Annotated in this window: 25 protein-coding genes and 1 tRNA gene; 18 read left to right on the plus strand and 8 right to left on the minus strand. The window is 45.1% G+C overall.

The genetic code is table 11. From position 1 onward, the window contains the following. Window positions 1–3: 3 nt before the first annotated feature. The 3 genes from ACHZA2_RS00515 to ACHZA2_RS00525 are packed head-to-tail and all read right to left on the minus strand — an operon-like array spanning window position 4 to window position 3,312. Window positions 4–750 carry a hypothetical protein gene (locus ACHZA2_RS00515; protein WP_319578069.1) on the minus strand — a complete coding sequence of 249 codons (747 nt, stop codon included), beginning with the start codon at window positions 748–750 and terminating at the stop codon, window positions 4–6. 1 nt (window position 751) lies between these two features. Beyond that, window positions 752–2,263 carry a glutamate synthase-related protein gene (locus ACHZA2_RS00520; protein ID WP_319540822.1) on the minus strand — a complete coding sequence of 504 codons (1,512 nt, stop codon included), beginning with the start codon at window positions 2,261–2,263 and terminating at the stop codon, window positions 752–754. Further along, window positions 2,260–3,312, minus strand: a complete 1,053-nt coding sequence (locus ACHZA2_RS00525; RefSeq protein ID WP_319578070.1) for a glutamine amidotransferase family protein — start codon at window positions 3,310–3,312, stop codon at window positions 2,260–2,262. The genes ACHZA2_RS00520 and ACHZA2_RS00525 overlap by 4 nt, the downstream gene beginning before the upstream one ends. 360 nt (window positions 3,313–3,672) lie before the next feature. Between ACHZA2_RS00525 and glnA the strand changes: the two genes are divergently transcribed. Both glnA and ACHZA2_RS00535 read left to right on the plus strand, forming a co-directional pair. Further along, entirely contained in the window at window positions 3,673–5,004 is a 1,332-nt protein-coding gene (gene glnA, locus ACHZA2_RS00530) for a type I glutamate--ammonia ligase (protein WP_319578071.1), read from the plus strand. Between the two features lie 55 nt (window positions 5,005–5,059). Then, entirely contained in the window at window positions 5,060–5,662 is a 603-nt protein-coding gene (locus tag ACHZA2_RS00535; RefSeq protein WP_319578072.1) for a type IV pilin N-terminal domain-containing protein, read from the plus strand. Here ACHZA2_RS00535 and ACHZA2_RS00540 read toward each other — a convergent pair. Both ACHZA2_RS00540 and ACHZA2_RS00545 read right to left on the minus strand, forming a co-directional pair. Next, complete coding sequence (locus tag ACHZA2_RS00540; protein WP_319578073.1) at window positions 5,647–6,216, minus strand: DUF99 family protein; 570 nt, start codon at window positions 6,214–6,216, stop codon at window positions 5,647–5,649. The genes ACHZA2_RS00535 and ACHZA2_RS00540 overlap by 16 nt on opposite strands. Window positions 6,217–6,310: 94 nt before the next feature. Further along, window positions 6,311–8,020, minus strand: coding sequence for a solute carrier family 23 protein (locus ACHZA2_RS00545; RefSeq protein ID WP_319578074.1), 1,710 nt, complete (start codon window positions 8,018–8,020; stop codon window positions 6,311–6,313). Window positions 8,021–8,191: 171 nt separating this feature from the next. On the opposite strand from ACHZA2_RS00545, the gene ACHZA2_RS00550 reads away from it, so the two are divergent. From ACHZA2_RS00550 to ACHZA2_RS00590, 9 genes are all read left to right on the plus strand, one after another. Then, complete coding sequence (locus ACHZA2_RS00550) at window positions 8,192–8,542, plus strand: STAS domain-containing protein (protein WP_319578075.1); 351 nt, start codon at window positions 8,192–8,194, stop codon at window positions 8,540–8,542. Between the two features lie 2 nt (window positions 8,543–8,544). Continuing rightward, window positions 8,545–9,918 (plus strand): SpoIIE family protein phosphatase, encoded by a 1,374-nt coding sequence (locus ACHZA2_RS00555; RefSeq protein WP_319578076.1) that lies wholly within the window; start codon window positions 8,545–8,547, stop codon window positions 9,916–9,918. A 116-nt stretch (window positions 9,919–10,034) separates the two neighbouring features. Further along, complete coding sequence (gene aglJ / locus ACHZA2_RS00560) at window positions 10,035–10,976, plus strand: S-layer glycoprotein N-glycosyltransferase AglJ (RefSeq protein ID WP_319578077.1); 942 nt, start codon at window positions 10,035–10,037, stop codon at window positions 10,974–10,976. A 24-nt stretch (window positions 10,977–11,000) separates the two neighbouring features. Continuing rightward, window positions 11,001–11,071 (plus strand) — tRNA-Gly (locus ACHZA2_RS00565). Between the two features lie 213 nt (window positions 11,072–11,284). Further along, a complete protein-coding gene (locus tag ACHZA2_RS00570) occupies window positions 11,285–11,458 on the plus strand; it encodes a hypothetical protein (RefSeq protein ID WP_319578078.1) in 174 nt (57 codons plus the stop codon). An 83-nt stretch (window positions 11,459–11,541) separates the two neighbouring features. Beyond that, on the plus strand, window positions 11,542–11,904 hold the full coding sequence (locus ACHZA2_RS00575; protein ID WP_319578079.1) for a PIN domain-containing protein: 363 nt from the start codon (window positions 11,542–11,544) through the stop codon (window positions 11,902–11,904). After that, the gene (locus ACHZA2_RS00580; protein ID WP_319578080.1) at window positions 11,888–12,097 is read left to right on the plus strand and encodes a hypothetical protein; all 210 of its coding nucleotides are present in this window, start codon (window positions 11,888–11,890) and stop codon (window positions 12,095–12,097) included. Before ACHZA2_RS00575 ends, ACHZA2_RS00580 begins: the two co-directional genes overlap by 17 nt. Before the next feature lie 348 nt (window positions 12,098–12,445). Further along, window positions 12,446–12,607, plus strand: a complete 162-nt coding sequence (locus ACHZA2_RS00585) for a hypothetical protein (protein WP_319578081.1) — start codon at window positions 12,446–12,448, stop codon at window positions 12,605–12,607. Further along, window positions 12,604–12,792, plus strand: a complete 189-nt coding sequence (locus tag ACHZA2_RS00590) for a hypothetical protein (protein WP_319578082.1) — start codon at window positions 12,604–12,606, stop codon at window positions 12,790–12,792. Before ACHZA2_RS00585 ends, ACHZA2_RS00590 begins: the two co-directional genes overlap by 4 nt. Before the next feature lie 281 nt (window positions 12,793–13,073). Here ACHZA2_RS00590 and ACHZA2_RS00595 read toward each other — a convergent pair whose 3' ends face one another. Further along, complete coding sequence (locus tag ACHZA2_RS00595; protein WP_319578083.1) at window positions 13,074–13,796, minus strand: class I SAM-dependent methyltransferase; 723 nt, start codon at window positions 13,794–13,796, stop codon at window positions 13,074–13,076. A 179-nt stretch (window positions 13,797–13,975) separates the two neighbouring features. After that, window positions 13,976–14,143: a hypothetical protein gene (locus ACHZA2_RS00600; RefSeq protein WP_319578084.1), complete on the minus strand. Its 168-nt coding sequence runs from the start codon at window positions 14,141–14,143 to the stop codon at window positions 13,976–13,978. Window positions 14,144–14,252: 109 nt separating this feature from the next. Here ACHZA2_RS00600 and ACHZA2_RS00605 point away from each other — a divergent pair, with 109 nt between their 5' ends. The 3 genes from ACHZA2_RS00605 to ACHZA2_RS00615 are packed head-to-tail and all read left to right on the plus strand — an operon-like array spanning window position 14,253 to window position 14,921. Next, window positions 14,253–14,639, plus strand: a complete 387-nt coding sequence (locus ACHZA2_RS00605; RefSeq protein WP_319578085.1) for a hypothetical protein — start codon at window positions 14,253–14,255, stop codon at window positions 14,637–14,639. Continuing rightward, entirely contained in the window at window positions 14,620–14,763 is a 144-nt protein-coding gene (locus ACHZA2_RS00610; protein ID WP_319578086.1) for a hypothetical protein, read from the plus strand. Before ACHZA2_RS00605 ends, ACHZA2_RS00610 begins: the two co-directional genes overlap by 20 nt. Then, window positions 14,763–14,921: a hypothetical protein gene (locus ACHZA2_RS00615; RefSeq protein WP_319578087.1), complete on the plus strand. Its 159-nt coding sequence runs from the start codon at window positions 14,763–14,765 to the stop codon at window positions 14,919–14,921. Before ACHZA2_RS00610 ends, ACHZA2_RS00615 begins: the two co-directional genes overlap by 1 nt. Window positions 14,922–15,302: 381 nt before the next feature. Here ACHZA2_RS00615 and ACHZA2_RS00620 read toward each other — a convergent pair whose 3' ends face one another. Next, window positions 15,303–17,747: a tetratricopeptide repeat protein gene (locus ACHZA2_RS00620; RefSeq protein ID WP_319578088.1), complete on the minus strand. Its 2,445-nt coding sequence runs from the start codon at window positions 17,745–17,747 to the stop codon at window positions 15,303–15,305. A 220-nt stretch (window positions 17,748–17,967) separates the two neighbouring features. On the opposite strand from ACHZA2_RS00620, the gene ACHZA2_RS00625 reads away from it, so the two are divergent. From ACHZA2_RS00625 to ACHZA2_RS00640, 4 genes are all read left to right on the plus strand, one after another. Further along, a complete protein-coding gene (locus tag ACHZA2_RS00625) occupies window positions 17,968–18,240 on the plus strand; it encodes a hypothetical protein (protein ID WP_319578089.1) in 273 nt (90 codons plus the stop codon). Window positions 18,241–18,327: 87 nt separating this feature from the next. Further along, complete coding sequence (locus ACHZA2_RS00630; RefSeq protein ID WP_319578090.1) at window positions 18,328–18,459, plus strand: hypothetical protein; 132 nt, start codon at window positions 18,328–18,330, stop codon at window positions 18,457–18,459. A 31-nt stretch (window positions 18,460–18,490) separates the two neighbouring features. Further along, the gene (locus ACHZA2_RS00635) at window positions 18,491–19,045 is read left to right on the plus strand and encodes a hypothetical protein (protein ID WP_394698443.1); all 555 of its coding nucleotides are present in this window, start codon (window positions 18,491–18,493) and stop codon (window positions 19,043–19,045) included. After that, entirely contained in the window at window positions 19,042–19,230 is a 189-nt protein-coding gene (locus ACHZA2_RS00640; protein WP_319578092.1) for a hypothetical protein, read from the plus strand. The genes ACHZA2_RS00635 and ACHZA2_RS00640 overlap by 4 nt, the downstream gene beginning before the upstream one ends. Window positions 19,231–19,274: the final 44 nt, after the last annotated feature.

Genomic DNA, 19,274 nt, shown 5'->3' on the forward strand with positions numbered 1-19,274 from the left:
TGCTCACTCCCAGATATATTTACTTGCGAAAGGTCTGGCACTGACCGGTGCAATCCTTGTAAAGGGTGTGGATACTAATTCAGCCGGGTTATACCCGAAGTGCTCAGCAAACTCCTGCAAATACGGCATGATTACAGAAACATCCTCTGCGGTTGCTTCTCGTGCAGAAGCTCCGATACCCAGCGTCCATTTTTCAACCGGTCCCCTGATGTAGATCGCACCACCGTGGATACCGCTTGCAAGACTCATCTCGGCAAACGGCTTAAGATCCTCCTCGCCAAGTCTGAGCAGGATGATAAGGCCTCCTGCCATAAATTCACCCAGAAATGCCCGGGCATTTCCCCCGATGACAAGGACCGGCCTTTTATCCATATACTGTTTCATATGGATCCCACCGCGGTACCCTATGTCGTCCCGTACATAGACACGGCCGCCCCGCATGCTGTGGGCTGTGGCATCACCGCCGCTTCCGTGGATAACAATCAGACCTTCGTCCATCGTGTTTCCGGGAGCGTGGTCTGCATTCCCTTTCACGATGATCGTGGGTCCCTTCATGAACATACCCAGGTCACCGCCAGGAACACCTTCCACGGTGATCCTGACATGTCCGGTCAGCCCGTCACCGATAAACCGCTGGCCCATCACGTTTTTCAGTACAATCTCGTCTGCACCGGCTGCTGCCGTCTTCCGGATCAGTTTATTCAGAGGCGTGTAATGCATACCCTTTGCATCGATCTCGACTACTGACATGTCAGGCCCCCACCGGCTTAATGTCAAGGACATCCAGCATTGACTCGTCAAGCATGTATCCTCTGAGCCGGTCACGGTTTCCACGCAGCGATTCGATACTGTTAATTCCTGCAGCTCCCATCAGTTCTGCAAGTTCGAGTGTCCAGGCATGAATCAGGTTCTCGACGTTGACCGAGGCTTCGTCGGTGTTAAGACGTGCTACAAGGTCAGGCTGCTGGGTTGCAATACCCCAGGCACACAGATTACGATAACAGGTTCCACAGACCCTGCATCCCATGGCAACGAGTGCAGCGGTTCCGATGTACACTGCATCCGCACCGAGACAGATCGCTTTCGTGACATCAGCACTGTGCCTGATACCACCTGATGCGATGATGGAGACCTCATTCCTGATCCCCTGCTGACGGAGCTTAGCATCTACTGCTGCAACCGCTGCCTCGATCGGGATACCGACATGGTCCCTGAAGACTGCCGGTGCAGCACCGGTTCCTCCCCTGAACCCGTCGATCACAACAGCGTCGGCACCTGACCGTGCGATACCGGCTGCAATTGCTGCAACGTTGTGCACCGCTGCAATCTTTACAAAGACCGGCTTCTGGTGTTCAGTAGCCTCCTTGAGACTGAGAACAAGCTGCTTGAGATCCTCTATAGAGTAGATATCATGATGCGGGGCCGGACTGATGGCGTCACTGCCTTCCGGAATCATCCTGGTGCATGAGACATCAGCACAGACCTTCTCACCAGGAAGGTGTCCACCGATACCGGGCTTTGCTCCCTGACCGATCTTGATCTCAATTGCTGCTCCCCGGTTCAGGTAATTGACATCAACGCCGAACCTGCCAGACGCAATCTGCACGATCATGTGGTTCTGGTACGGGTAGAGCCCTTCATGAAGCCCTCCTTCACCGGTCCCCATGAATGATCCGATCCGTGAGACCGCTTTTGCCATTGCCATCTGGGCATTGAGGGAGATTGCACCATAACTCATATGCCCGATCATGATCGGGGTTTCGAGTTTGAGGTTAGGCCCAAGTTTTGTATTCAACTCAACATCGTTGCCCGGACCATAGGTGATATCAAGTTGGCGGGGTTTTTTGCCGATATAGGTCCGCAGTTCCATCGGTTCACGGAGCGGATCGATACTTGGGTTGGTGACCTGGCAGGCATCAAGGACGATCCTGTCAAAGATGATCGGATAATCCCCGGTATTTCCCATTCCACCTGAAAGAATCTTGCCTGATTCAGCCTGCTTAAAAATATTTTCCCGAACGCGATCTGTCCAGACCGGATGACTTCGGTAATCGCATGGTCGTTCTGCGATCATGATGGCATCGCGGGGACACTGGGAGAGACAGCGGTGACAGGCAACACAGTTTCGGGAGTTGATCTTTATTCTTCCGTCTTCCATCCGGTAGACATTATAAGAACAGTTGTCTACGCAGCGGCCACAGAGCATGCACTGATCGTGATCAACAGTTACCTGAAACTTCAGCGGGCGTGATCCGATGATCATGCCACGACCCTCCCGACAATAGGCTGACCTGCACGGGGCATGGAGATCTTCTTTACCGCAGGATCCAGGGTCCTGATTGAGGCCTCTTCGCTTGAGATATACAGCCGTTGATCATGCTCACCGATAACGAGAGGCCGGAGTTTGATACGATCCGAGAATCCGACAAGTGAGTCGTGAGATGCGACCGCTATTGCGAACGGGCCGTTCATCATCGCCTGGCCGTATGTGAGGCGTATGGCAGTATTGAGTTCCTGCTCTGCAGGTTCCATCCTCTCAATCTCCTCCCAGAATGGAGGAGCCATTGCACGGACAGCATGTTCAGGACTTAACCTGTGCTTTCTGGAAAGCAGATCCATCAGGTACGCGACGACCTCGGTGTCGGTGTACATCCGGCAGAGGTATCCGAAACTCTCGATATATCTCCGGTTAGTCCCGTAGGATGTGATCTCACCGTTGTGGACAACACTCCAGTTCAGGAGGTTGAACGGATGAGCTCCTCCCCACCAGCCTGCCGTATTGGTCGGATACCGGTTGTGAGCTATCCAGAGGTACCCTTCATAATCCTCAACACGGTAGAAGTCTGCAACCTCTTCAGGCCATCCTGATGCCTTGAAGACTCCGATGTTCTTGCCTGAAGAGAAGATGAGTGCTCCGTTTATTGTGGTATTTACTGTCATCACCAGGTGGGTGACGATATCATCATCAGGAGTATCACTCTGGGGCATCAGCTTGCGGTTCGGTCTGAAGAAGTATCTCCATGGGATGTGGACCTTCTTCATCCGGCCTGATTCATACGTGGGGATCTCTTCGTCATGCTCTATCATCCCCCAGGTCTCAAGCAGTTCTTCGACTTTTTCCTTGGGCTCGACTATGTTGTCGTAAAAAACATGTATCGCATACAGATCTGCGTAATCCGGGTACACTCCGTACGCAGCATATCCCGCGCCCTCACCGTTGCCTCGTTCATCCATGATCGCGAGGGCTTCTCTGATTGCAGACCCGTCCATATTTTCGCGAGTCTTATCAATCACGCCTATTATTCCGCACATATCACCACATACACCAAAAAGTCGGCATTATTCCTGCCATTAACGCATCCGGATCAAAATCCCGAGATGGAAGCTTTTTTGTTGTAACCTCTTTTATACGTTCTTCGATCATATTAACATGAGCAGAGACAAAGATCCACCAGCCAGGGAAAGGAAAAGCGATAACGGACACAGTTTTCCTGAACTCGCAATGGGACCGGATACCAATACTTCATGAAAATTTTCGATCATGTGATAGGCAGAGGAAAAACCGTGTGCCTGATATCACTGAGCAATTGATCCCCTCTTTTGCCTACTGACATTTAGTTATTCCTGTTAAGCAAGGTATTTTTTTATATTGCAAGGTAGAAGCTTGTTTCAATGTCTGATGCAAAGGTCAGCGAGATGATCGCTCGGGTAAAAGCCGATGATGTTGGATTCATCAGGCTCCAGTTCACGGATATCCTTGGTATCCCAAAGAATGTTGCAATTCCAACCTTCCAGCTTGAGAAAGCCCTGACTGAGGGTATCTGGATTGATGGTTCATCTATCGAGGGATTCACCCGGATTGATGAGTCAGATATGATCCTCAAGCCGGATATCAGCACCTACGCAATACTCCCATGGAGACCATCAGAGAAGAAGGTCGCACGGTTCATCTGTGATGTATACACCTACGGCAACAAGCCGTTTGAGGGTGACCCACGGTATGTGCTCAGGAAGAACCTGGAAGAAGCAGCAAAGCTCGGATATACATTCAATACCGGTCCGGAACTCGAGTTCTTTGTCTTCCAGCGTGATGAGGAAGATAACCCGACGACCAAGTTCGCTGACCACGGTGGCTACTTCGATCTGGCCCCCAATGACAAAGCAGAAGACCTTCGCCGTGATATCGTCCTTGCACTCACCGACATGGGCTTTGAAATAGAAGCATCACACCACGAAGTCGCTGACTCCCAGCATGAGATAGATTTCAAGTACGGTGATGCACTCTCTGTTGCAGATAAGGTTATCACCTTCAAGTTTGCAGCAAAGACGCTTGCTCTGCTCTATGATATGCATATCACCTTTATGGCAAAACCAATTGCCAGAATTAACGGTACTGGTATGCACTGCCATGGTTCCCTCAGCAAAGACGGGAAGAATACCTTCTTTGATGCAAATGGGGAGAAGCAGCTCTCAGAGACTGCATTATACTATATCGGCGGTCTGATGAAGCACGCTAAGGCAATCACCCGTCTTGGAAATCCGACCATCAACTCTTACAAGCGTCTGGTCCCAGGATACGAAGCACCGGTGTATATCACCTGGAGTGCAGCAAACAGGTCAGCCATGATCCGTGTTCCTGCAGCCCGTGGCAACAGTACCCGAGCAGAGCTTCGCAGTCCGGACCCAACCAGTAATCCGTACCTCCTCTTCGCAGCAATGATTGCAGCAGGTATTGATGGTGTTAAGAACAAGATCAAGCCACCGGCAGCAACCGATGTCAATATCTATCACCTCAGCGAGGAAGAACGCCAGAAGCTCGGCATCGAGATGCTCCCCGGCTCACTGAAAGAGGCAAACGACGAACTCCTCAAGGACAAGGTCATCTGTGATGCACTTGGACCACATGTTGTCGAGAACCTGACCAAAATCGCAATCGCCGAGACTGATGACTACCGCCTCACAGTCCACGACTGGGAGATCCAGCGGTACATCAACAACTTCTAACTTTTTTTCAGGTTAATTTCGAAAGATTGATGGTATCCGGAACTGTCTTTTTCTTATGCACCGGGAGCCGGCGGTGTCACCCGTTGTCGGCGTTATTCTGACGGTTTGTATTGTAATTCTTCTTGTCAGCCTTATTCTTCCATATCTTCTCGGCTATCTTAATGCATTCACTCTTGCCAATCGACTGGCTCCCCCACTCATTCAGGTCACGTCGGTGCTCCATACAACAGCGTCCGGAACCATGAAAGATGCAAGCAGAGTGTTTATCCAGAATAAGGATTCGGTCGAGTACAAGAACCGGGACCTGATGGCAGAGTTTTACAAAGGTCATGAGAAACTATATGCCAGGATTTTTACCCTGCATGGAGCAGATTTCATACCGAGTCACCATTTTGGTGTCTCCACGATGGGTGGACCCGGGTGTAGTAATGAATACTTCTCACCAGGTGAGATGATAGAGATCAATCTCAAGGATGGCTATTACGCTCCCGGAGATCTCGTTGATCTCAGAATTTATCAGAGATCATCAGACACCTCATGTACCCCTCTGACCGGGAATGTCGGGGATGATGAGTATATGCAGGACTGGCTGAAGGAGAACTATTATTCAGACCACAAAGGCTATCGTATCATCTCGCAGCATCAGTTCCGTGCCTGAGTATACTGCATCATACTCCTGGCAGCGATGCGGGCAACCCTGAGTGGTTCAGGGATCTTTCCATGATGAGTGAGGAGTCTGCAGGCTCGTATGGTTTCCTTTTCAGTCAGACCCCATCCCCTTGCAAATAAGGAGTAACCGGTAGACAGGGGGACCTGAATTCTCTCTCCCAGTGCTTCATACCGGTTGATCCGGTCACTATCTCCAGGAAAATTGTGCTCGATTTTTTCATGGAGACCTTCTGATTCTTCATACGATACACAGATAACGGGTATCCTGGTTGTATGGTTGATGATCTGGAGCTCAACGACATTGTACCAGGCAATAACACATCCACTCAGCATGATAAGGTTGATGTCTTTTCTATCGAGTCCGGAGATCATATTGAGGATCTCGTTTGTTGCGTCGGTACCACCTACGGTAATTTTTCCAAATGCAAATCCATCTACATGCAGATCAGAACGCATGACGACTCCCGCTAGATTTGAACAGGTTCTCCCGGAGTAACTCTCTGCAATGCCCAGGATCCTGATACCCGGCTTCTGGAGTTGCATATGAGTGAATTCCAGATTGAATGATAAAAAAACTATTGTTCACTCAGAACCAGGATCAAAAAAGGAAGGCATGAGATGCTGGTAGGTATTGCCGTTAATGATCAAAATGGAGGGTGATTACCCATTTATCACCGAGGTTCTGGTTGGTAACCCGATCTGCGTACCGCTGAACCATATATCCGGACAAGCGGGAAAAACCATCGGGATCTTTCATAATCTCCTGAGGAGTCGGTCTTTTATCGGTAAGGATCAGCTCCTTTCCGGTGTATGAGACTGGAATATCGATCTTCAGCTCATCGTATATTGCCGTTACACTGACAGGCTCTGTTGTTCTCCCGGTTGAAAACAACGATTCACACGTCTCTGACAAGGCAGATGTAGCCCGTCTGATGACATCAGGTCTGGCTCCCCATCGTTCTCCCTGTTTTTCCATAAAAGCAAAGACTTTGTCTGATATCTCATCATCAGGCTGAATAGTGAGAGTCTCCTGTTTTTTTATCCCGATTCTCATCAGGAGATTGAGAGTTATTGCCACCAATGTTGCTACTGAAAGACCAGATTCAAAAAGTGGCTGTATCACAGTGGGTACCTGTGAAAAAATATCAGGAAGCATGTGAACTCCCAATCCGAACATCAATGAAGATCCCACAACAAACGTTTTGCGGGCATCCATCATCCGGGATGTTACAATGCCAAGACCGGCGACGATCATAAAACTGCCCATGTATATCGACATGGCACCCATAACCGGATCAGGGAGATAGAGAAAGAGAGCAGCAAGTTTCGGAAAAAACGCGAGGAGAATAAGAATCCCTCCGGCAGAAAACGATATGTACCTGCTAATTGTTCTGGTTCCAAGAGCCAGTCCGATGTTAGATGAAGAACTTGACTGTCCAAGTCCACCGATTAATCCTCCAATCAGGGTTGAAATTCCATCAGAGAGGATACCTGCACTGATATTGGAAAAATCAGGACGTTTCCAGTCCATATCTGACGTTTTCTGACAGATTGTTATATCTCCGACATTTTTGAACGTTGAACTGATAGTTGCAATGAAGAACGGGAGAAGCAGATAGGGGTTAAATGAAAAACCAAAGTACGAGAGATCAGGGAATCCAAAGAGAGGAGTTGTTGATATCTTTGCGACGGTATCATCCCCGGCAACTCCCAATGCAAGAGATAACAGGTACCCGATGATACAACCGATAAGGGCAGGAAACAATCTTGTCCAGCCCTTTCCCCAGATCGTAAAACCGCAGATAATTACGAAGGTGATCAGTGATACCAGAACTACAACCGGATTTATGAGATTCGTATTTGTTGTTCCAAAAAATGACGGTATTGCAAAGGGGATGATGGTTATCCCCACCATTGTTACTACAACACCGGTAACCTCAACCGGAAAAAGAATTCGTAATTTACTGATGATACGCGAGATTGCGATCTGAAACACTCCGGTTATAGCAGTCATGCCAAAAAGTAGTGATAATCCCCCGGTGTGGACTGCCATGATAGAGGCCGAGAGATAAGACGGACCACAGATACAGGGACAAAGGTAGCCGGATCCAATAATTCCCCGCCATTTCCATGCCTGCAGGCAGGTTCCTATTCCGGTTGCCAGTAAAGACATGCTGATGAAAAAGTTAGCCTGCTGGTCTGAAAGCCCAACTTCTTTTGCGATCAGTACGGGGATGATCAGGGTCAGAGTGATGACAACGACATGCTGAAACCCCATCATAAGCAGGGACAGAGTCGGGGGTTTGTCATTGACCCCATAGATGATATCAGGAGGCGATCTTGACATAGATACTTTTCATTGAATTTACTTCTTCTTGAGTGCTTTGCTATTTACACCGACGATCGTTCGCAGGAGAAGTGTCAGACTGTTTCAGTCTTTCAGGAGTATACGATAACCTGTTTATCATGAACATCAATATCGAAATCAACATCTGAATAGGAATGTATACCACTCTGTATGAGTGAGCGGTTCAGGGTGGCAGCGAAAAAAAACGATGATGTTGACATTGTCTTCTTTATTGGAAGACTTGATGTAACGTCAGCAGTCCAGGCAGAGGAGTTTATTCAGAATCTCATTGAAACCGGGGCTCGTAAGATCGGTATCCATTGTGGAGAACTGAGTTATATGAGCAGTGCCGGACTCCGTGTTATCCTTGGATCTTTTATGCAGATTCGTGAATTGGACGGCGATGTAAGACTATCAAATTTGAAACCGGAGATCAAGGAGATAATATCTATGTGTGGGTTTGATGAAGTCTTTTCAATATATCCGGATGACATTGCTTTAATTGAGAGTTACTCATCGTAACCATGTCAGAACTCATCACGAATTATATTGAGTTTTTTCTAACCCTGATCCAGCTGGTCTGTGTGATTGCGGTACTTGCATACCTCTTCACCAGAGGATCGATGTTTGAGAGGATTATCCATCACCGGTCAACTACGCAGGATACCCTCATCTGTCTCCTCTTTTTTGGTGCACTTTCAATATACGGGTCAATAACCCGAACACGGATTCTCGGAGCTGAAGTCAATGTTCTCGATCTCGGGCCGATGGTAGGTGGTCTCATTGGCGGACCGGTTGTTGGGCTCGGCTCCGGAATAATCGGAGCCCTATTCCGATATAATCTAGGAGGAGTTGCTGCCGAACCCTGCTCACTTGCTGCTATCCTCGCCGGTCTACTCGGCGGAGTTGTCTGGTACCTGAACAAGAGAAATTTTCCATCTATCGGTGTTGTTGTGGTGTTTGCAATCGGTATCGAGATACTTCATGATATACTGGCTCTCATCCTGATAACCCCGTATGATCTTGCTAAAAATATTGTATTGCAATTGACATTCCCCATAACCCTGGCCAATACAATAGGAATTGCAATATTCGCCATCATCATTCACAATAGGATTTCTGAAGAGACAATCCGTCTGGAGCGGGATAAACTGGGTGAGGAGATCTACCGGAGAGATGTTGATCTCCGTGCTGCCCACCAAATCCAGAAGCAATTTCTTCCTGCCAGGGTGCCGGAGGTAGATGGTATTTCTCTTTCAGCAGTGAGTGTCCCTGCCCAGGATGTTGGTGGAGATTTTTATGATTTTATATACCCCCTCCGTGAAGATCTCCTGGGTCTTGTTATCGCTGATGTATCTGGCAAAGGAGTTCCTGCTGCCCTGTTCATGGGTATATCCAAGACACTCACCTGGGCAAATCTTGTCAGGGAAGAGTCGCTCATCTCCGCAATAGAAGGTGCGAACAATATGATCAGGGTGAATGCTACTCCCGGGATGTTTGTCACGCTCTGGTGCGGGATTTTCGATATTCAATCCAGGGAGTTGATCTATGTGAATGCCGGGCATCCTCCCCCCCTGCTGTTTCACCAGGATGGTAGCATTGTGTATCTGAATAGAACCGGTATGGCCCTTGGAGTCTTTGATAGACCATACAAACAGGATACCGTAACTCTTCGTGAAGGAGATCTCCTTGTTCTGTACACTGATGGTATCACCGAGGCGATTAATATCGCAGATGAGCAATACGGCCTTGATAGGCTGATCAGGCTGATTCAGGCCCATCAGAATGACCCGGTTTCCGATATTATCAGAATTGTTCAGGATGAACTGGCCCAGTATTGCAATGGGACTGATCCTTTTGATGATATAACCATGGTAGCCATCAAAGTAATGGCATAATTTTAATGAACGTCAGGTATCTCTCTTTTGGAACAGACTCTTCTTCATAGGTATGGTGATGGTTTCCATTCGCATGTCTGAAAGTAACTTATACACGCGGGTTTAAAGTATTATTAATGGATATCGAGAAGGATCAGGTCTGCGTGCTCATTCCTACCCTGAATGAGGAGCCAACAATAGGTGACCTGATTCAACGATTTTTAGATCTGGGATACACTGACATCCTTGTTATCGACGGGAAAAGTTCTGACCGGACACGGGAGATCGCAGCATCTTCTGGTGCTAAGGTTGTTATCCAGACCGGCAAAGGGAAGGGTAATGCGTTTATTCAGGCACTTGCGTTTCTTGAAAAACCCTATGTCCTGCTCCTTGACGGTGACGGTACCTACGATCCGGAGGATGCTATTCACCTTTTAAAACCCCTCCTGATGGGATATGATCAGTCGATCGGAAACCGCCTCGGCCAGGAGAACATTACATCATTTCACCGCCTGAACCTGACCGGTAACAGGATTTTAAACTGGCTCTTCAAGGTTGCCCATGGGAGATACCTGTATGATATCCTCTCCGGATACCGGGCCTTCACGCTCTCGTCGCTCAGGCGTATGCACCTGTACGAGGAAGGGTTTGGTATCGAGACCGAGATATCATCAGAGGCGGTCAAGAACAAGGATCGGATTGCCGTAATCCCGGTGAAGTACGGGGTCAGGGTCGGGTCGGTCACGAAACTTGATCCGATTCATGACGGTATCAAGATCGGACGGACAATATACCGGCTTGCCAAGCTCAATAACCCGGTCTTTTATTTCGGGATGATCGGAGCACTGATCACCCTTGCCGGTGTAGTGATGGGAGCGTATATTATCAGTGAGTGGTTCAGGAAGATAGATCATATTCCACTTACGATCCTCTCCATGATGCTTGTCATCGCCGGGCTTCAGATATTCATGTTCGGGATTCAGTCTGACATGCTGCTTGCATACCAGCGGGAGATGCTCCATGAGATCCAGAACCTGCGGGAAGAAGTGGGATCCGGTAATAAATCTTTAAATGAATAAAGGTCCAACGGATATATCGCATCTGCGATAATAGTCTAGTGGCATGACAGAGGCTTCCCAAGCCTTTAGCCCGGGTTCAATCCCCGGTTATCGCATTGAACAGGCGGCCTTTGGCCGATAATTATCTTTTTTCATCTTAATCCAATACCGTTCTATTGTTTATTCATGCTATACCTTCAGGTGGTCGAATACTTCACCGGAAAAACAAGAGATTTATCTGTAAGATCTGTTTCCAGAACATTTTCCAGGCAATGTGAGGCTGCCGATGCGAACCCCCTGATTGAGTGGTGTAAGACAATCCGGTGTACGTGTCTGGTCCGAATATTCAGTACGGCAAGCAGGTAGAATGGCTAAAGAATAATTCAATGAATGGTGCAGATCAGGAATATGCGGCCATAATAACAATGAGAAAAGGCGGTGGTGATGAGAGCGGTAGATTAATGGGGCATATCCACAGATACTACATTCAGTTACTGTGTTGAGGATTTATCCTGATGTCTGTTAATATTGTCGTCCATTTGATGACAAAACAAGTGAGAGAGTCAGACTCGAATCAGATGCAGTATTGTCGATACTTGACCGATGTCGGTCTTCTGAGTTGACATTGCTTGGAAGTGTGGCAATCGATGAGGAGATCTCATACATAGTCGATTATGAGAAGAAGGTGAAAGCTCTTCGTGCGGTTTCGATTATTCATGAATACCTGCCTATCACTTCAGATGTGCTGAACCTAACTAAATCGTATGAATCGTACGGGTTACATCTTTTCGATGCTCTTCATTGTGCTTGTGCAACAGTAGGAAATTCTATATTTTTAACAACCGATGATCAAATCATATCGGCGATCCGAAAAAACCCAACATTCGGGCTTATTGCACACAACCCGGCATCCTGGCTAATGAGGGTGAAATATGAAGACAATCAGTGAGATCAGACGGGAAGGAATCGAAGCGCTATCTAAGGCACTTGGTCCTGTTGACATGGCACGGTTTCTATCCAGTTTTGAGATCGGTTCCGGGGATTATACAAGAGACAGGCACACCTGGCTGCCATCTGATCCAGATGAGATCATTTCAAATATTCAAAAGCGCCAGGAAGCCCAGAACGTTGAATCCAAATAATTATACAGAATATTTGATTATTACTTTTTTTCCCATTTTTTTAGATCCTACCTATTGATCAAATTGGATCAAGTCCTCACCTACCGGGGATAAGACCTATGCCGGGCTTCTGTTCACGAATGACCAGTCAACGGTCACCAGGACGATCGACTTCTCAAAGGATCTTGATACTCATACCCGGATATCGTCAACCGGTCCGTTAGGGATCCAGGAGTATTCTGCACAGACCAGTACTCCGGAGTCTGAGGACTGGCGATGCATGGTTGCCAGGTCAGATGATGAGACACTTGTGCTGAGATCGAGACCCGGGGAATCCTGGCTTCAGGGAATTATACTAAAGTCCGGGGTATGTCAGAGGATCTGACATCCGGAGGTGTTGATATCACCGGGTCCGGGCTGGTTTCACTGAGTAAGAAGACCGGGACCGTGAACTGGTCACAAGAAGAGCGGTCTGTTGCAGCAGGCAGGATGAATGTGAGTGAGTACGGAGAATACGGGGGTGAATCATGAATCTCATGAGTATCGTTACCGTTGTGTCCCTGGTTCTTGCAATCGGGAATGGTATCGGGATGATACTGATGTACTGGCGATATGCTCAGGTTATCCGGGGCGCTATCATGACGGTGAAGGCAACCAAAACCGGAGAGGTGGAAATTGTTGATCTGCTTGATGTCCTGTCCGGGATTTCCCGGTGAGCACTTATGCCGGAGAAGAGCGGATATTGTAGTGCCGTGAAAGCGGCGGGGACTGTTTTCAGCGGATGAAATAGATAAATCCGGTCACCACTTTAGGGGTTGTGTACCTCGACATAACTCCCTGATAATGATATATCTAGATAGGTTATTACAAAACGGCAAAACACTGATACAAAGAGAGTGGGTTATAACATTAATTCGGCTAATTTTATCATTTAGAGGAAATATTGCCCATTTGAGAAAAAACTTCATCATTCTCTTCTCTCTTTTGTGTCCTAATCTTAAGAGATTCGTTTCTTTTCCATCAGGACTGTCCAGAGGAAGTCTTCCCCAAACAGGGTACCATCGGTGATCTGCTTCATCTGCCGGAACTCAATAACTTCAAAAAAATCTTCAAGAACTGCTTTGAGTTTCTGTTCAGTATACCCCATCCCACCGTTCATCGTTCCTTCGCGATAGACTGCATAATCCGACATTGGTACTGCCCCTTTTGGATTAAAACAGGAAAGACCGAAATGCCCCCCGGGTTTTAAGAGATTATAAACCAGTTTCAGATATTGGAATCTCTGGTGAGGTTTGAGATGATGAAGACAGCCTGAATCGTAAATACAATTGTAGGTTTCTGGATCAATGCTATGGTCAAAGATAGAATCGCAGATGAAATTAACTAAGACATTTTCTTTTTTCGCATTCTCAATTGCCCAGGCAATCGAAGCGGCGGAGAAATCTATAGCATCGACAGAAAATCCACATTTTGCAAGGTATATCGCATTCCTGCCCATTCCGCAGCCAATGTCAATAACTCGACCGGGCCTAAATTGATTGTCCTGGATCCAGGTGTGGAGACTTTCATCAGGTATACATCGGAAGAATGGTATTGGTTTTTCTCTGTCGGCATAAAACCGATCCCACCAGTTAGCATCCCACTTTTTCACAATCTCATCGAGCATTGTGTAAATATCGTCCGTTGATCGAATTATGGCAGTATCATCGGTCGTTTCCATGCATTTCTTCTATTATGTCTGGCATTTGAAATGATTTATTGTTATTTGCATAACATTTTAAAATAGTTAATAATATTTTAGTGGTGATGTTCAAATCCCTATTTGTCGCATAAATTCGCGTGTATCGCGATAACAACCATTTTTTCCCGGTCAGAGGTCTGATTATGCACCCCGCCGTCTTACTGTCTGATAACGACAGGTTTCACGATATCAGAATCGATTATTCTGACCGGGTTCTCGTCAATAGACTTCAAGAAGATCACATTATCCAGGACGATGCATTCCTCATCTCTGCCTTTATTGCTGAGCGAAAGATCACCAATAATATCAGTATAAGAAGGACTCAAATGATCACAAGCAACCGGATCACCTTTCGCCGGGGGAAAATTTCGCAATATTTCTGCTGAAGGTCAGGATTTTCCGCTACAAGGCGATCATTCCGCTAGCACGTTTCCGGTGAGTGAGATCAAGCCCGGGGACTATATTGAGATAGAGAAGGGGTTCGGTCCGGGTCCGTGTGACTGTTGTGGTTACAAGTGGGTGAACTTCCAGGAACGGATGACATATGATCGGATGAAGGAACCGCCCAGGATGAACCGGAAGATCTGTAAGAAGTGTTATGAGATTGCAAAGCGGGCTGAGTCATCACAGTTCAGGGTTCTTCCCGGTGTTCTGAATCCTGGTATGATGACCCGGGTTAGTAAGGATCTTGGGAGATGTCAGGTCTGTGATAATCAGAAGGCGGTCTGGCAAGATCCGGAGACGAAGACTGCAGTCTGTGAGATCTGTTACCAGAATCTTCCAAGGCACCAGGAGGCTGCCGATGCGAAAGCCGCTGATTGAGTGGTGCAAGACGACCCGGTGTAAGTGCTTGGTCCGGGATGTTCAGTACGGGAAGCAGGTCTGGGTCTGTTCTGTGAGCGGGAGGCGTCCCCGGGCGATGGAGTCCTGCCACAAGGAGCAGTGATGTATGAGAAGGTCGGGAGGCTGAAGCCTGATTCAGTGAATGATCTGATCCGGGTGATTGTTGACGATCAGGGGGATATCGGGACGATCACCATGGAGGATCTTACTGAGTTGTTGTCCGGGGTAGAGCCTCAGTTGGTGTTGCCATCCGGGGAGTGAAGGTGACGATTCCGGTAGATAGTCAGGCGTATGTGGTGGTAGCGGAGCAGGTGAGGAATATGCTGGAGAAATGGCCGAGGAAAAAGGCGGCGGTTTTTTTCCTCTTCCTGATTAATTTCATATTTTAGGAGCCAGCCATTTGCAGACCAATAGATAAAGTGGGTGATCAAACAACCTAGTGCCTCTCATCACTTAATTTTCGAATTGATTCTCTTGGGATTTTGATATAAATTTTAGATGACGAGGGACACGAGAAGAAAACTGATGACGGCGACCATTTTCAAAACATGTAGCCAAATCTTATTAATAACACAATAATTGTAGATAATCTCAAATAGGGAAAGGTATTACTCCTTATCCCCTATTTAATAAGATAATTTTTCAATTGTTACCAGAACTAACATTCTTTATTGATTCAACTACCAAATCTGCAATAATCGCAATAACTATATCTTTAAGGATGTCTTTAGCGAAATCTTCAGTATATTCAATGTATTTTTTACTACTATTTGTCATCTTTTTATAGACCTCTAATGCCTCCAAATATCTTCCGGATTTGTAAAGGGCTAATAATTTATATTTAATAGCCGATTTGTTATTACAATTTAAAGTTAATGTTTTATTGAAAAATGAAATTGCATCATCATATTTATTCAAATTTAAAAATAGTATCCCTTTGTTATTTAATGCACATTCAGACGAATAATTTACATTCAATGCTTTATCATAGGCATTAAGCGCTTCATCATACTTATTTAAGTAAATAAGAGCGTTACCTTTTCCAATCCATGCATTTTCATATTTTGGATTTATTTCTAAGGCTTTATCATAGGCAATAAGCGCTTCATCATATCTTTTTAAATTTATTAGAACATTACCTCTTCCAATCCATGCATTTTCATATTTTGGATTTATTTCTAAGGCTTTATCATAGGCATTAAGCGCTTCATCATACTTATTTAAGTAAATAAGAGCGTTACCTTTTCCAATCCATGCATTTTCATATTTTGGATTTATTTCTAAGGCTTTATCATAGGCAATAAGCGCTTCATCATATCTTTTTAAATTTATTAGAACATTACCTCTACCAGTCAAAGCGTAAATATCATTTTGACTATAATCCAAGGCTTTATCATAGGCATTAAGCCCTTCGTCATATTTATTTAAATTTATTAGAGCATTACCTCTTCCAATCCATGCATTTTCATATTTTGGATTTATTTCTAAGGCTTTATCATAGGCAATAAGCGCTTCATCATATTTTTTTAAATTTTTTAGAGTATTACCTCTACCAGTCAAAGCGTAAATATCATTTTGACTATAATCCAAGGCTTTATCATAGGCATTAAGTGCTTCATCATATTTTTTTAAGTAAATAAGAGCGTTACCTTTTCCAATCCATGCATTTTCATATTTTGGATTTATTTCTAAAGTTTTATCATAGGCAATAAGCGCTTCATCATATTTTTTTAAATTTTTTAGAGCATTACCTCTACCAGTCAAAGCGTAAATATCATTTTGACTATAATCCAAGGCTTTATCATAGGCATTAAGCGCTTCATCATACTTATTTAAGTAAATAAGAGCGTTACCTTTTCCAATCCATGCATTTTCATATTTTGGATTTATTTCTAAGGCTTTATCATAGGTAATAAGCGCTTCATCATATCTTTTTAAATTTATTAGAACATTACCTCTACCAGTCAAAGCGTAAATATCATTTTGACTATAATCCAAGGCTTTATCATAGGTATTAAGCGCTTCGTCATATTTATTTAAATTTATTAGAGCATTACCTCTTCCAATCCATGCATTTTCATATTTTGGATTTATTTCTAAGGCTTTATCATAGGCAATAAGCGCTTCATCATATTTTTTTAACTTTTTTAGAGCATTACCTCTACCAGTCAAAGCGTAAATATCATTTTGACTATAATCCAAGGCTTTATCATAGGCATTAAGCGCTTCATCATACTTATTTAAGTAAATAAGAGCGTTACCTTTTCCAATCCATGCATTTTCATATTTTGGATTTATTTCTAAGGCTTTATCATAGGCAATAAGCGCTTCATCATATTTTTTTAAATTTTTTAGAGCATTACCTCTACCAGTCAAAGCGTAAATATCATTTTGACTATAATCCAAGGCTTTATCATAGGCATTAAGCGCTTCATCATACTTATTTAAGTAAATAAGAGCGTTACCTTTTCCAATCCATGCATTTTCATATTTTGGATTTATTTCTAAGGCTTTATCATAGGCAATAAGCGCTTCATCATATTTTTTTAAATTTTTTAGAGCATTACCTCTACCAGTCAAAGCGTAAATATCATTTTGACTATAATCCAAGGCTTTATCATAGGCATTAAGCGCTTCGTCATATTTGTTTAAATTTATCAGAGCATTACCTTTTCCAATCCATGCATATTTATATTTTGGGTTTATTTCTAAAGTTTTTTCATAGGCAATAAGCGCTTCATCATATTTTTTTAAATTTTTTAGAGCATTACCTCTTCCAATCCATGCATTTTCATATTTTGGATTTATTTCTAAAGCTTTATCATAGGCAATAAGCGCTTCATCATATTTTTTTAAATTTTTTAGAGCATTACCTCTACCAGTCAAAGCGTAAATATCATTTTGATTATAATCCAAGGCTTTATCATAGGCATTAAGCGCTTCATTATATCTTCTAATTTCAGATAGTAAATTTCCTTTTTTTATCCATAGAATTATATTATTTTGATTTATCCTCAATTCATTTTCATATGTAATTAGCATATCCTCATTTTTTTCCATATCTGTAGATTTCTTCTTATTAGTCATAATATAACATTTTTGTTATTTTTTTAAATAATCGCAGAGACCATCTATGGAGATTTCTATATAGAATTGCTATACAAATTAATCAAAAAAATAAATATGAGTGAATATTTATCAATTTTAAGCAACATACTAGGTTTATTAATTAGTCGATTAAACCCTCATTTATATAAACGACGATGTTCTTATCAGCCGCGACCAAAGCGGCGGGGGAATATCGAACATGGCAGATTTTGTATCAAAGAGCATCACCAAGTCTGCGGAGCGGAAACTTACCACTCCGATCGACACTGTAGCCCACTTCCTGGCTCTTGTCCAGAATATCCTTGACAACAACCCGTGGGGTTGCACGTCCTATGAGTCAGGTGGGAAGACCATTGCCGCTGTTGTCAGGGGGACAGAATACTACACCGGCAAGGTCGTGTACGAGAACGCCGAGGCAAAGACAGTTGGGCAAATTTCAGATGTCACCGACCTCTTCAGCGTTCAGTATTAATGTGAACGCCATTATACTGCCACAGAGATTAATGCCACAATAGGGAAAACTCCGGGGTACGACAGTTCAGAGGACTCATTCAGCTGTGTGCTGAAATGCCACGGAGGCAACGGCCGTTATCGTCACGTATGCATGATTCACTGGTGGTCATACTATGAACTCGATGCAACGCTTACCAGTATCGAGGCATGGGCTGACACCGTAGCACTCCTGGCCTAATCATCTTTCATTTTTTCATTATTCGAGGCTGATGAAGATGCAGAAGATATTCGTAACTTTAGGTATCGCCTGTTTTGTTCTCGCCGGTGGCATGTCGGCAGACCTGATCTCGTCCTCAATTTCGGTAGACGGGTCGAGTTGGATCAAGTCCTCTCTTACCGGGGACAAGACCTATTCCGGGCTCCTGTTCACGAATGACCAGTCAACGGTCAACAGGACGATTGACTTCTCAAAGGATCTTGATACCCATACCCGGATCTCGTCAACCGGTCCGGTAGGGATCCAGGAGTATTCTGCACAGGCCAGTATTCCGGAGTCTGAGGTCTGGCGGTGTATGTTTGCCAGGTCAGATGATGAGACGCCTTATGAGGAGATCGAGACCCGGGGAATCCTGGCATCAGGGAATTATACTGCAGTCCGGGGTATGTCAGAGGATCTGACATCCGGAGGTGTTGATATCACCGGGTCCGGGCTGGTTTCACTGAGTAAGAAGACCGGGACCGTGAACAGGACACAGGAAGAGCGGTCTGTTGCAGCAGGCAGGATGAATGTGAGTGAGTACGGAGAATACGGGGGTGAATCATGAATCTCATGAGTATCATTACCGTTGTGTCCCTGGTTCTCGCAATCGGGAATGGTTTCGGGATGATACTGATGTATTGGCGATATGCTCAGGTTATCCGGGGCGCTATCATGACAGTGAAGGCAACCAAAGCCGGAGGGGTGGAGATTGTTGATCTGCTTGATGGGTTGTCCGGGATTTCCCGGTGAGCACTTATGCCGGAGAAGACCGGATATTGTAGTACCGATTAACC

It is taken from the genome of uncultured Methanospirillum sp. (genome assembly GCF_963668415.2).
GTDB lineage: Archaea > Halobacteriota > Methanomicrobia > Methanomicrobiales > Methanospirillaceae > Methanospirillum.